Here is a 12937-nt window from a genome sequence, read left to right as displayed (position 1 = left end):
GGTCGCCACATGGCACCAATGCCAATCACCGACGCAGTGTTCCTGCTGGCGGAGCGCCGCGAGCAGCCGATGCACGTTGGGGGATTGCAGCTCTTCGAGCTGCCGCCCGGAGCCGACCAGGAATGGGTTCAGACGCTCTACGACAAGGTGCTGGCCGACTCGGAGGTCTCTCCGATGTTCAGACGGCGGCCTTACCGCCCGATGACCAGTCTGGGAGCGTGGAGCTGGCAGAACGATCCCGACGTGGACATGGAGCATCATGTACGCCACTCCGCTCTGCCGCGCCCGGGCAGGGTGCGGGAGCTTCTGGCTCTGACCTCCCGACTGCACGGCTCCCCTCTCGACAGGCGCCGGCCACTGTGGGAAGCGCACGTCATCGAAGGCCTGCAGGGGCGCCGCTTCGCGGTCTACACGAAGATCCATCACTCGTTGGTCGACGGGGTGTCAGCGCTGCGATTGCTGGAAGCGTCGCTCAGCACTGATGGCGACCGGGAGGATGTCCCTTCGCCATGGACATACCAGCCCGAGCAGCGCGAGTCGCCAACGCCGTCCGGTGGTCATGGAGTCATGGAGCTGCCCCGATCCGCTTTGAGAACTGTCGGAGAGATCGCCGGGCTGGGACCAATGGCGGTTCGGTCAGCGGTGAAGACGCTCATGGACCAGAGTTCGTACCTGCCGTCCATGGCCCCCAAAACGATCCTGAACACCCCGATCACCGGGGCTCGCCGCTACGCCGCTCAGTCGTGGCCTCTGCCCCGGATCAAGGCGGTCGCCAAGGCGAGCGGAGCGACTCTCAACGATGTCGTGCTGGCCATGTGCGCGTCGGCACTCCGCACCTACCTCGACTCTCTCGGCGCTCTGCCGGAGGCGCCGCTGATCGCAATGACGCCCGTCTCCCTTCGGCGGGAGGCTACGGACATAGGCGGAAACGCTGTCGGGGCGATCCTCGCCAACCTGGCCACCGACGTGACCGACCCGGGGAAGAGGCTGAACGCCATTCACGACTCGATGGAACAGGGCAAGCAGTCCCTCCGCCAGATGACCCAGACACAGGTGATGCTCACGAGCGCGGTAACGCTGATGCCGATGGTCATGAGCACCATCCCCGGAATACGGCGATTGGCGGCGCCGGCGTACAACCTGGTCATATCCAACGTTCCCGGCCCAACCCAGCCGCTCTACTGGAACCGGGCGAAACTGGAAGGGGTTTACCCGCTCTCCATCCCAATGGACGGCCAGGCGCTCAACATCACGGTCACCAGCTACAACGGGAACATGGACTTCGGCCTGACCGGTTGCCGGCGCACCGTTCCACACCTCCAACGACTTCTCGAGTATCTCGAGTCCGGACTCGCCGAGCTGGAGACGGCGGCGGCGTAAGGCGCCGCTTGACTACGCAGCTTTCTAGAGGCGGGGTAGGAGTGTTTTGAGGCTCCGCGAACTCACCGCTCCGAACCAGACACCCGTCTGGTAGGCGAGATCGTCGGCATCACGGAGAGCCATCCACCGAACTGCATCGACGGGCGGGCGGAGCGAAACCCACTCGACGAGAGGGGTTGCGAAGGCCGCCCCGACAACAGCCGCAGCGCGCCGGCGGGGTCGACCTGCAGGGAGGAGTGCCATTGCGGCGAGAGAGGGGAGCAGCCACGCCCGCCGAATCGCCTCAGCCAACTGGGCTCCGGCGAGCAGGTTGCCGCGAACCGCAAGGCGGGCGAGTTCGATGGCCGTTTCCTTGTCTCCTCGGGCACGTCTCGCGAGAACCCCCGCGGTCGCCGCGGCCAGTGCTGCGCCTCCGGCCGGGTACCCTCCGGCGACGAGCGCCCAGACCCCGATGCTCCACGGGGAAACCGCGAGAGGCGCCACGTCACTGCCGTGGCGACGGGCGAGAGGTGCGGCTGACCTGCCGTAGTCGAATCGCTGGCGAAGCCACTCCGAAAGGTTCGGCCGGGGCGGGTGGTTGACCGATGCGCGGGGCTCGTACCGCACCGACCACCCGGCATCGTTCAGCCTCCAGACCAGGTCGACGTCCTCACCGAATCTGAGCGTCTCGTCGAAACCGCCGATCTGTTGGAGCGCTTCTCGACGAACAGCTAGGCAAGCCGTCGGGACGTACGGGACCCGGCTGCCGGGACGGACCGGAGCTTCTCTTTCCCCGAGATCGAGCGACGAGCGCAAGTTCTCGTACACGTGTAGCGCGTCGCTGTCGCGGACCGCGCTCACGATTCGCGGGGCGACCGCCGCCACCGCGGGGTCGGCGAAATGGGGGAGGAGTACTGCTAGCCAATCGCCCTTCGGCACGCACTCGGCGTCGAGGAAGACGACGATCTCAGATTCCGCGGCGTGCCATCCCAAGTTCCGCGCCGCCGCGGGACCGCGGGGAAGTTCCTCTCGGAGGACCTTGACGTCCGACGGCAGAGGATTCCGGTGACCTGCGGGGGCAGCCGAGCCATCGTCGACGACCACGACGTTCGGGCCGCCCGGACGACCCGCGAAGGAACTGGTGAAAGCGAGCGAGGCAAGTGTCGCCCGCAACCCGGCTTCGTGATCCCGTACCGGAATAACGAAGGCGACGTCTGGCAAGGGGCTTGCCGGGGGCCTCGGATGCGCGATGCCGGCGTCCACGAGGCGGCGGGCGAACCGGCCGGCGGCCAAACCTCTACCGACCGTCGTGCCCCCATCCCAACGGTCGATCAGGCGGGCGCCGGCATCTCCAAGGCGCAGCACACGTACTGGCGCACCGCCAACCACGACGTTCCAAGAGGGTCGGCGAACGTCGGGGTCCATTGCAAGCCGGAACCCCTCAGGTAGGGGCAATTCATCGCGGTTCAACGGAGCGTCGTGACGGTCAACGGGCGGTCATGCCGGCGTCCACCGGAAGAACCGCGCCAGTTATTCCACCGCTGTCGGGTCCGCACAGCCAGGCGATCAGCGCCGCTGGTTCGTCGGGGGTCAGCAGGCGGGGCAGCAGATGCTGCTCAGCGAAGCGTCGGGGGTCTTCGAGGCCGTAAAGGCCGGCGCTGGCCTCGAGCATCGCGGTCGAGGTCGATCCCGGAGCCACCGCGTTAGCGGTCACGCCGTGCGGACCGAGCTCCGCGGCGAGGCTCCGCACCAGGCCGACCACGCCGTGCTTGGCGGCGCTGTACGCGGCGAGCATGTAGATACCGACCGTTCCGCTGGCCGACGTCACCGCGACGAACCTGCCTTGCCGCGGCTCAGGCCGTTCGAGCATTGCCGGCACCGCCGCCTTCGACAGGCGCCACGCTCCTTCGAGGTTCACCGCGAGAAGAGTCGACCAGAGCCGGTCGGGCGTCTTCCAAGCTTCCACCCCTCCGCCGATGCAACCGGCAACCGCCAATGCCGCGTCCAGGCCGCCGAACCGTTCCTGGGCGATGCCGACCGCAGAGTCCAGAGCCTCCTGATCCCTCACGTCGCCGACGACAGGCACCGCGACGTCGGGCCCGCCGCAGTCGGACACTGTTTTGTCCAGGTCGGCAAGGTTGGCCAGCGGGTACGACAGTGTCGGATCGTCCGCGCACCGGTCGAACAACACGAGCTTCCAGCCTTCTGAAGCAAGGCGCGCAGCGGTCGCCGCGCCAATGCCGCGTGCCCCGCCGGTTATGAGCGCGACGCGATGCTCGTCGGTCACCGCAGCGCCGGCTCCCACTCGCGTCGGACCGCTTCGACGAGGTCGTCGGTCCATCTCTGCAACATCTGCTGTCCGATCTCGGATGTCGATCCGACGGGGTCGCCGAGGGTCCCCGATGCGGAGACCGCCAGCACGCCGCCTTGGCGCAGCACGGGCATCAAGTCAGGAAGCGGCCGGGTGTCGCCCGTTGCAAGGCGATCGCGCCGGACTCGCTCGGGTCGCAAAGCGAGCTGCACAGACGTTTCCACCCGCCCCGCGTGGGAATCGCAGGGATCGCCGCCACGGGGGAACCACGCCGCCACCTTTCGCCTCTCCGACCGGAGCAGCGCCACCGATCGCTCGACCGTCTCCCGGTTCCCGCCATGTGTCGACACGATCATCACGCCCGAAAACTCGTCTGCCGAACGGCACAACTCCACCAGCATCGCTTCCAGCGCGTGCTGGCCTATCGACAACGTCCCGGCGAAGCCGCGGTGCTCGCCGCTCGATCCGTAACAAATCGGCGGAGCCGCCAGGACCTCGGGTACCTCTGCCTCCAACCGTGCACACAGAGCAACAGCGATGTCGGTGTCGGTGGAGAGCGGAAGATGGGGGCCGTGCTGCTCGGTCGAGCCCAGAGGTACTGCGACAACACTCCAACGCGCCCGGTCGGCCACCTCGGGCCACGCGAGCGAACCAAGGCCCACTAAGTCACCTCCGGGCACGCAGGGTGACCGGGACCGAATGTCCCGCGCCCGGCGAGGGAACGCTGCCGGCTGGCACGCGCTGGAGGAGAGCTTCGCCGTGCCCCATGACGCACTCTGGATCTGGGCCGTCCAGCGGAAGACCCGTGAAGAACTTCGCGGCCATGCACCCTCCCTGGCATGCGTCGTAAGAGCCGCACGACGTGCAGGCGCCGGCCGACCCGGGTTCACGCAATGACAGGAACAGCTGTGACGTCCGCCAAACCGCCGAAAAGCCGCCGTGCTCACGGACGCTCCCCGCCTTGAACTCTGGATGGAGCACGAACGGGCATGCGTACACGTCTCCGACGGGGTCGATCAGGCAGACGACGCGTCCCGCACCGCAAAGGTTCAAACCCGGCAGAGGCTCGCCGAGCGCGGACAGGTGGAAGAACGAGTCGCCGGTCAGCACTCCCGGACGTGACAACAACCAGCGGTAAAGAGCCACCTGCTGCTCCGCGGTCGGGTGCAACTCCCCCCACGAGTCGGCACCGCGCCCCGAGGGCCGAAGCCTGGTCAGACGGAGTTGCGCGCCGTACGAGTCCGCCAGGTTCTCGAACTCATCGAGTTGACGCACGTTGTGCCGCGTCACCACCACGCTGATCTTGAAAGCCCCGAAACCGGCTTCTGCCAACGCGTCCATCGCGCGCCGCGCCGATGCGTAGCTCCCGCGTCCGCGCACCGCGTCGTTGGTCGCCTCGTCGGCGCCGTCTATCGATATCTGGACGTCGACGTAATCCGTTCCTGCCAGTCTCTTCGCCTTGTCCGTGTTGAGAGTCGAACCGTTGGTGGAGAACTTGACGCCGACACCGCGCGACACCGCGTATTCGACCAGCTCGTAGAAGTCGGATCTGATCGTCGGTTCGCCGCCGCCGATATTCACGTAGAACACCTGCAAATCGTGCAGCTCATCGATGACGGCCTTCGCCTCGCCGGTCGAGAGCTCCCGCGGGTCTCGCCGCCCCGACGAAGAAAGGCAGTGGATGCAGGCAAGGTTGCACCCGTAGGTGATCTCCCAGGTCAAGCAGATGGGCGCGTCCAGTCCGCGCTTCAGCTGGTCGGCGAGGCGCGGCTTTCTCGCGGCGTCAACACGCACGGATGAACCTCGACTCCGCGAGCGATGCCAGCGCCTTCTTGTACGAATCGCGCTCACTCACGGGGACAACAGACTCGAGCGCTGCGTCCACGGACTCGTGCTGATCAAGATCGCGAACCAGGTCGGCCAGCAAACGGGAACGCAGGAAGGTGAGCCGCCTGCTTCCATAGTGATACGCAAGGGCACCAAACGGCTCGGGTCGGACCGCGACGTTCGGGTCCAACCCGTATCGCCCCCCGGTGTCGAACACGTCTGTCAATAGACGCCGCACATTCCGTCGATCGAGATCTCCTCGACGAGGATGTCCTCTGATATGAGGTCGTCCTCAGGTGACTCGCGGGTATCGGCGGACTCCTCGGCGAGAGATGTCTCTGGGTATTCGGCCATGGCTCTTACTTTACGTAGAGGGCGCGGCCCGGCTCATGCCCGCTGCCAATCCTTCCAGACCGGGTCGTAGCCGGCCGCCCGCAACGCTGCCGCCACGTCGGCCGGCGAACGACGATCGGAGATCTCGAACTGCGGCTCGGCGTCCGACTCGTCCGCGTAGCCGCCGGGCTCCGTGTGGGAGCCCGCCGACATGGCGGTGACCCCGAGCGGCACCAGCGCGTCACGCAGCTCCGCCGGCTCACGGGTGGACAGGCTTATGCCGACGTCGGGCAGCACGATCCGCATTGCGCAGAGCAGCTGGACCAGATCAGCGTCGCTCACCGGATCGACGGGCTCGAACCCCCCCGCCGCCGGCCGCAGCCTCGGTAAGGCAACCTGGACCTCGCACCGCCACCACCGCTTGATCAGCGCCCTGCCGTGCGCCGCGAGAGCGATCGCGTCCGAGCGCCAGTCCGGGTGCAGGCCCAGCAGCGCGCCGATCCCGAGCCTCCTGATTCCCGCGGCGGCCGCACGGTCCGGCGCGGCGAGGCGCCACGCGTAGTTCCGTTTTTTTCCCTTCAGATGGACCGAGGCGTACGTGGCCGGGTCGTACGTCTCCTGGTAGACGATCACCCCGTCAGCGCCGGCGGCCCCGAACCGGCGGTAGGTATCGGCGTCCCACACCTGAACCTCGACGTCCACCTGGGCGAAGTGTTGGGCGACGGCCGCCACGCACTCCTCGATGTACTCACGGCTGACGATCCGCGCATGCTCCCCCGACACGAGCAGCAAGTGACGGAACCCCCGCCGGTGCAGCTCGGCGGCCTCGGCCCGAAGTTCGTCGGGGGTGAGGGTGCGGCGGTGGATTTCGTTTTCGGCGGAGAAGCCGCAATAGGTGCAGGTCGACACGCACTCGTTCGACAGGTACAACGGGGAAAAAAGACGAACGGTCGCGCCGAAGCGAGCTTTCGTTATCCGGTGCGCTTTCTGGGCCAACGCTTCGAGACGTTCCGATGCCGGCGCCGACAACAGCACTGCGAAATCGACGAGACTCGGGTGCGAAGCAGATAACGACCGGTCGACGTCTGCCGCCGTCGCAGACCCGGCGATGTCCCGCAGGTACCGCAGGTCCGTGCTCACGACCTCTGCCGCAGCCGTGCCCTCAGGCGGATGCTCAGGTCTTGTCTCGAGAACGACGGGAGTCGCGGTCACGACAGAAAACCGGTGAGCGGCGACGATGCCTCCGCCATCATCCGGCTCGCCGCGAGTCCGGACAAGCGGCCCATCCGTCCCGCTTCCACGGCGAGTTTGAACGCCACAGCCATCGCCGCGGGGTCGCCCGCCGTTCCGATCGCAGTGTTGACCAACACGGCGTCGGCGCCGATCTCCATCGCTTCTGCGGCGTGGCTGGGCGCCCCGAGGCCTGCGTCGACGACCACCGGAACGACCGCCTGCTCGACGATGATCTCGATGGCGTTCCTGGTCCGCAGGCCCTGGTTAGAGCCGATCCAGGATCCGAGCGGCATGACCGTCGCGCACCCGGCTTCTTCGAGGCGTTTGCACAGGATCGGGTCTGCGGGGCAGTAGGGAAGCACGGTGAAACCTTCGGAGCAGAGCTGCTCGGCCGCCTTCAGGGTCTCGACGGGATCCGGCAGCAGGTACCGAGGGTCGGGCGTGACTTCGAGCTTGATCCACTCCGGGAGGCCTGCCGCGCGGGCGAGCCGAGCCAGGCGGACCGCTTCCCCTGCGTCGACCGCTCCGGAGGTGTTGGTTAGCACCAGCACTCCGTCGGGGACGGCGTCAAGGATGTCCTCGTCGGCGGTCGGGTCGATGCGGCGCAGCGCGACAGTGACGATCTCCGTGCCGCTCGAGACGATCGCCCGGCGAAGCGCCTCGTTCGAGGGGAACTTTCCCGTGCCGATGAAGAGGCGGGACTTGAAGCTGCGCCCTCCAACGACGAGGTGGTCCGTGTTGCTGACGAGGTCGTCCGCGTTGCTGACCATTGGGGGGGTGATTTCGTCGGGTCTCGTATCCATCAGCGCTCCCTGGCCCGCGTTACCGGGCCGGTTTCAACGTCGAAAACGTAAGGGTCGCTAGCTTTCAGCCAGCCTCTCAGCCCAGTACTACCGAGCTCCCCTGCGTAGGTTGTGTGGTTTTACCGACTTGATCGTACCCCCCGGTGAGCGCAGCACACGGCCTACATTGGAAACCGCACCCGAGGAGGTGGTCCAGACGGCCGAGAAATTCGACGTTGTAATCATTGGCGGGGGTCCGGCAGGTTACGCCGCCGCGCTTCGGGGGGGACTCGCTGGGCTCAACATTGCTGTGGTCGAGAAGGAGAAGGTCGGCGGGACGTGCCTGCACCGGGGATGCATCCCGGCCAAGGAATTCCTGGAGACCGCGACCGTCTACCGCACCGTGACCGGGGCGAAGGAATTCGGTATCGAGGTCGAGGCTCCGGCTATCCAGTTCGCGCAGTCGCAGGCTCGAAAGCAGAAGGTCGTCGATCAGCTCTGGAGGGGCTTGCAGGGCTTGATGAAGAAGCGCAAGGTGACGACGTTCATAGGCACCGGAACGCTGGGGCCCGATCACCTAGTGAAGGTCGACGACGGCACCGAGCTGGTCGGGGACCACATAATCCTCGCGTCCGGGTCGGTTCCCCGGTCGATCCCGGGCTTCGATGTGGACGGGAGCCTGGTTATGACCTCCGACGAGGTGTTGGACCTGGAAAGGCTTCCCGCATCTGCGGCGGTCATCGGCGGAGGAGCGATTGGCTGCGAATTCGCGTCGATGTTGTCCGACCTGGGGACACAAGTCACCATCCTCGAGGCTCTACCGAAGATCCTTCCCGGCTGCGACCGCGACGTTGCCGACGTCGTCCTGCGCTCCTTCAAGAAGCGGGGCATCGAGGTCAAGACGGGCGTGGTGGTGACCGGTCACACCCCGAACTCGGATGGATCGTCCACGACGGTGACCTTTGGCGAAGGCGAGTCGGTGACAGTGGAGACAGTCGTGCTGTCCGTGGGTCGCCGTCCGTTGTCGGACAATCTGGGGCTGCGGGGGACCGCGGTCAAGGTTGACAGGCGCGGTTTCGTCGAAGTGGACGAGTACATGCGGACTGGTGAGCCGGGCGTGTTCGCTGCGGGCGATCTTGTCGATACGCCGGCGCTGGCGCACGTTGGTTTCGCCGAGGCGGTAGTGATCATCGACCAGATCCTCGGCGACGCGGTGCTGCCGGTCGACTACACCAAGGTCCCCTGGTGCATCTACTGCCACCCCGAAGTGGCATTCGCCGGATACTCCGAGGACGCCGCGAAGGAGGCGGGCTACGAGGTGGTAACGAAGAAGGATCCATACGGCGGCAACGGCCGAGCCTTGATCGTGGGCGAGCCCGAAGGATTGGTAAAGGTGATCTGCGAGAAGCGTCCCGACGGGTCCGCGGGACGGTTACTTGGTGTGCACATGGTCGGTCCGTGGGTCACCGAGCAACTCGGCCAGGCTTACCTCTCGGTCAACTGGGAAGCCACCCCGCAGGAGGCTTCGCATTTCATACAGCCCCATCCCACGCTTTCCGAGACGTTCGGTGAGACGGTTCTCGCCCTGACCGGAAGAGGTCTGCACGTTGGCTGACATAACCATGCCCCAGCTGGGCGAGACGGTGACCGAGGGCACCATCACCAAGTGGATGAAGAAGGTCGGCGACCCGGTCGCGGAGGACGAGGTCCTCTTCGAGGTCTCTACCGACAAGGTCGACTCGGAGGTCCCCTCGCCGGCGGCCGGGGTGATCACCGAGATACTTGTGGACGAGGGCGAAACCGTGGACGTGGGAACCAAGCTCGCGGTCATTTCGCCGGAGGGTGCCCAGCCGGCGCCCGCAACCAGCTCGCAGCCGGCCGAGGCCGGCGCTGACAATGCCAGCCCTGACAATGCCAGCCCTGACAATGTCGGTGACAACGGGTCTTCGGCGGCGCCGGCGGCGGTTGACCAAGTCCAGCCGGCCGCTCGGGAGACCGAGCCGGTCGCAGAGCGGCAGGCCGAACCCGAGTCGGCGGTCGCCCCTGAGCCCGAATATGTCTCCTCTGCTCCGCCCGCTCCGCAAACGCCGCCCGCTCCGCAGGCGCCGCCGGCGGCGCCGTCGGCGGCCAGGGTCGAGGCGCCGGCTCCCGCCTCCGCTGCCGCTCCTGCTCCTACTGCCTCTGCCGCTTCATCCGCTCCGGCCGAGTTGGCGGACGACGGCGGTTCGAAGCTGCTCTCGCCAGTCGTCAGGAAGTTGGTCGCCGAGCACAACCTCGATCCTGCCCAGATCCGGGGGACCGGCCCGGGCGGGCGCATCACCCGGAGCGACGTCCTCGCGTTGATCGACCAGCGCAACGGGGGTGCAGCGGCCCGGGTCGCGCCGGCGTCCGGGGTCGCCGCGCGGGCGGCACAGCCCGCTCCCTCGACTTCGGCCGGTCCAGCGGGACCGGCTGCGCCGGTCGCACCGGGTGCGCCGGCCGCTCAGGTCAGCGTCGGTGAGCACGACTCGGTTGTTCCGTTCACCAACATCCGCCGGCGGACCGCCGAGCACATGGTCCGGTCGAAGCACACGTCGGCCCACACCATGGTCGCCGTCGAGGTCGACTATTCCGGTGTCGAGAAAGTCCGTCGCGCCGAAAAGGATCGGTTCAAGGAGGCAGAAGGATTCAGCCTCACCTACCTGCCGTTCGTGGCGCGGGCGGTGGTCGACGCACTCGAGCAGTTCCCCAACGTGAACAGCTCGGTCGGCGACGACGCGCTGATCGTTCATCACGACGTCAACATCGGCATTGCGGTCGACCTGGACTTCGAGGGTCTCCTCGTTCCGGTGATCCACAACGCAGACGAGAAACGACTGCGGGTGCTCGCCCGCGAGATCTCCTCGCTCGCTTCCAAGGCGAGGGCCAAGCGGCTGACCATGGACGACATCTCGGGCGGCACGTTCACGATCACCAATGCGGGTCCGTTCGGGACTTTCATCACCGTTCCTGTGATCAACCAGCCGCAGGTGGCGATCCTCTCGACTGATGGTGTCAAGAAGAAGCCTGTGGCGATCGAGTTGCCGGACGGATCGGATGGGATCGCGGTGCATCCGGTCGGCAACCTGGTCATGTCGTGGGATCACCGCGCCTTCGACGGCGCGTACGCGGCGGCGTTCCTCCGCGCGATCAAGAACGTGGTCGAGACCCGGGACTGGTCCGCGGAGCTGTGATCTGCGATGCCGTGAGCTCCCGGCCGGCCCGGCAAGTTCTGCGGGCCAGGTGGCTCGGAAGAGTCCGGTACCGAGACGGGCTGGCGCTGCAGCACGGGTTGTGGTCGACAGGTGCCGACGACTGGCTCCTGTTGCTCGAGCATCCTCACGTCTACACCCTCGGAGTGAGGGCCAAGGTGGAGCACGTGCTGGTGGATCCCGAGTCCATCGGAGCCGAGCTGGTTCGGAGCGACCGCGGCGGCGACGTGACCTATCACGGGCCCGGGCAGTTGGTTGGCTACCCGGTTTTCGAGGTGCCGACCGCACCGAATTCGTCGCCTTGCCACGTTCACCGGATCGAGCAGGCGGTCATCGACTCCCTTACCGAGCTGGGGCTTTCCGGCGCCGGCCGGTTGGAGGGCTATCCCGGGGTTTGGATCGACCCCGACGGCGACAGGCCGCGGAAGATCTGTGCGATCGGGGTCCGGGTTTCGCGGGGCCGGTCGATGCACGGATTCGCCCTGAACGTCGCCCCGGACATGGACTATTTCCAGTACATCGTCCCGTGCGGAATCGCCGACAAACCGGTCACCTCGATGGCCGCCGAGGGGATCCACGTTCCGATGCATCAGGTCGTCGACACCGTGGTCGAGAAGTTCGCATCACTGTGGGAGTTCGAAGCGGTCGAACGCCAGGATGTCGCCTGGCGGCTTCGACATGACGATCTCGCGCCATTCACGCGAGGCGAGGGACCGGGGGATCCGGTTCGCGATGGCTCACCAACGCCGGCTTCGGACCGCACCGGTCATGGGCAGCCCGTGCGGATGCTGGACCGCCGGCTTCGGGAAGCGGGTGTCGAGCCGTCGGCCGGCCTTTCGGTCGGAACGCGCAAGCCCGAGTGGCTTCGCGTGAAGGCTCGAATGGGCCAGGAGTACCGGGACCTTCGCCGCACTATGCGGGAGCTGTCTCTCGTCACGGTCTGCGAGGAGGCCGGCTGCCCGAACATCTACGAATGCTGGTCGGACGGGACGGCCACCTTCATGATCAACGGGGATCGCTGCACAAGGGCGTGCGGCTTCTGCCTTGTCGACACGCGAAAGCCGCTCGCTCCCGACCCCGCCGAACCCGAACACGTAGCTGAAGCAGTACAACGGCTGAGGTTGTCCCACGCCGTGGTGACCACGGTCGCGCGGGACGACCTCGCGGACGGTGGAGCGTCGGGATTCGCCGCGACTGTCGAGGCCATCCGCCGGCGGTCGCCCGCGACCGCGATCGAGTTGCTGATCTCGGATTGCAAGGGCGATCCCGATTCTCTCGACGTCATCTTCGATGCGCGTCCCGACGTCCTGAACCACAACATCGAGACCGTCGCTCGCCTCCAGCGCGCGGTTCGCCCCTCCGCTTCCTACGCCCGCAGCCTCGCCGTGCTGGCCCGGGCCAAAGACGCCGGCCTGACGACCAAATCCGGGCTCATCGTCGGGATGGGGGAGACCGAGGACGAAGTGCTCTCGACCCTGGCAGACCTGCACGGTGTCGGCGTCGACATCGTCACCGTCGGCCAGTACCTGCGTCCCACGTCCAACCACCTGCCGGTCGCCCGCTGGTGGACGCCCGGGGAGTTCGATCGCCTGAAGCTCGCCGGTGAGGCGATGGGCATCCCGCACGTGGAGGCTTCCCCCCTGACCAGGTCCAGCTACCACGCTCGCCAGGCCGCCGAGGCGGCGGCTGGGGCGGCTGCGGGGGCTGGGGCGCCTGCGGGGGTCGCGGCACCAGCGGCGGCTGGGGCGGCTGCGGCTGAGGCCGACGTCACTGGCGACCCTGGCCATTTGTTTGCAATAAAGCACCAAAAACGACCTCAAATTGCAAGGAAAACTTTCAACGATCCCGCCAGGACCGCATGA

At 66.9% G+C, this 12937-nt stretch carries 12 protein-coding genes; 4 read left to right on the top strand and 8 right to left on the bottom strand.

From position 1 onward, the window contains the following. Positions 1-9 precede the first annotated feature (9 nt). Positions 10-1380, top strand: a complete 1371-nt coding sequence (locus tag VFZ97_16725) for a wax ester/triacylglycerol synthase family O-acyltransferase (protein ID HEX6395080.1) — start codon at positions 10-12, stop codon at positions 1378-1380. 24 nt (positions 1381-1404) lie between these two features. Here VFZ97_16725 and mftF read toward each other — a convergent pair whose 3' ends face one another. From mftF to VFZ97_16685, 8 genes are all read right to left on the bottom strand, one after another. After that, a complete protein-coding gene (mftF, locus tag VFZ97_16720; protein HEX6395079.1) occupies positions 1405-2784 on the bottom strand; it encodes a mycofactocin biosynthesis glycosyltransferase MftF in 1380 nt (459 codons plus the stop codon). Between the two features lie 61 nt (positions 2785-2845). Beyond that, the gene (locus VFZ97_16715; GenBank protein ID HEX6395078.1) at positions 2846-3646 is read right to left on the bottom strand and encodes a mycofactocin-coupled SDR family oxidoreductase; all 801 of its coding nucleotides are present in this window, start codon (positions 3644-3646) and stop codon (positions 2846-2848) included. Then, on the bottom strand, positions 3643-4332 hold the full coding sequence (gene mftE, locus VFZ97_16710) for a mycofactocin biosynthesis peptidyl-dipeptidase MftE (GenBank protein ID HEX6395077.1): 690 nt from the start codon (positions 4330-4332) through the stop codon (positions 3643-3645). The genes VFZ97_16715 and mftE overlap by 4 nt, the downstream gene beginning before the upstream one ends. Before the next feature lie 4 nt (positions 4333-4336). Continuing rightward, positions 4337-5464, bottom strand: a complete 1128-nt coding sequence (mftC, locus tag VFZ97_16705; GenBank protein HEX6395076.1) for a mycofactocin radical SAM maturase — start codon at positions 5462-5464, stop codon at positions 4337-4339. Then, positions 5454-5714: a mycofactocin biosynthesis chaperone MftB gene (mftB, locus tag VFZ97_16700; GenBank protein HEX6395075.1), complete on the bottom strand. Its 261-nt coding sequence runs from the start codon at positions 5712-5714 to the stop codon at positions 5454-5456. The genes mftC and mftB overlap by 11 nt, the downstream gene beginning before the upstream one ends. A 5-nt stretch (positions 5715-5719) precedes the next feature. Then, positions 5720-5851 carry a mycofactocin precursor MftA gene (gene mftA / locus VFZ97_16695; protein ID HEX6395074.1) on the bottom strand — a complete coding sequence of 44 codons (132 nt, stop codon included), beginning with the start codon at positions 5849-5851 and terminating at the stop codon, positions 5720-5722. A 33-nt stretch (positions 5852-5884) separates the two neighbouring features. Continuing rightward, positions 5885-7042: a 2-iminoacetate synthase ThiH gene (gene thiH / locus VFZ97_16690; GenBank protein ID HEX6395073.1), complete on the bottom strand. Its 1158-nt coding sequence runs from the start codon at positions 7040-7042 to the stop codon at positions 5885-5887. Continuing rightward, positions 7039-7866 (bottom strand): thiazole synthase, encoded by an 828-nt coding sequence (locus VFZ97_16685; protein ID HEX6395072.1) that lies wholly within the window; start codon positions 7864-7866, stop codon positions 7039-7041. Before VFZ97_16685 ends, thiH begins: the two co-directional genes overlap by 4 nt. A 166-nt stretch (positions 7867-8032) precedes the next feature. Between VFZ97_16685 and lpdA the strand changes: the two genes are divergently transcribed. The 3 genes from lpdA to lipA are packed head-to-tail and all read left to right on the top strand — an operon-like array spanning position 8033 to position 12937. Next, positions 8033-9460, top strand: a complete 1428-nt coding sequence (gene lpdA / locus VFZ97_16680) for a dihydrolipoyl dehydrogenase (protein ID HEX6395071.1) — start codon at positions 8033-8035, stop codon at positions 9458-9460. Then, the gene (locus VFZ97_16675; GenBank protein HEX6395070.1) at positions 9453-11057 is read left to right on the top strand and encodes a dihydrolipoamide acetyltransferase family protein; all 1605 of its coding nucleotides are present in this window, start codon (positions 9453-9455) and stop codon (positions 11055-11057) included. The genes lpdA and VFZ97_16675 overlap by 8 nt, the downstream gene beginning before the upstream one ends. An 11-nt stretch (positions 11058-11068) precedes the next feature. Then, positions 11069-12937, top strand: a complete 1869-nt coding sequence (lipA, locus tag VFZ97_16670) for a lipoyl synthase (GenBank protein HEX6395069.1) — start codon at positions 11069-11071, stop codon at positions 12935-12937.

This window comes from Acidimicrobiales bacterium, assembly GCA_036378675.1.
Classification (GTDB): domain Bacteria; phylum Actinomycetota; class Acidimicrobiia; order Acidimicrobiales; family Palsa-688; genus DASUWA01.
This window is presented reverse-complemented; position numbering and strand designations above follow the sequence as displayed.

Excerpts from the sequence above, each read along its gene's own strand:
- VFZ97_16725 (HEX6395080.1), top strand. The coding sequence starts at position 10 with ATGGCACCAATGCCAATCACCGACGCAGTGTTCCTGCTGGCGGAGCGC.
- mftF (HEX6395079.1), bottom strand. The coding sequence starts at position 2,784 with ATGGACCCCGACGTTCGCCGACCCTCTTGGAACGTCGTGGTTGGCGGT.
- mftA (HEX6395074.1), bottom strand. The coding sequence starts at position 5,851 with ATGGCCGAATACCCAGAGACATCTCTCGCCGAGGAGTCCGCCGATACC.
- VFZ97_16685 (HEX6395072.1), bottom strand. The coding sequence starts at position 7,866 with ATGGATACGAGACCCGACGAAATCACCCCCCCAATGGTCAGCAACGCG.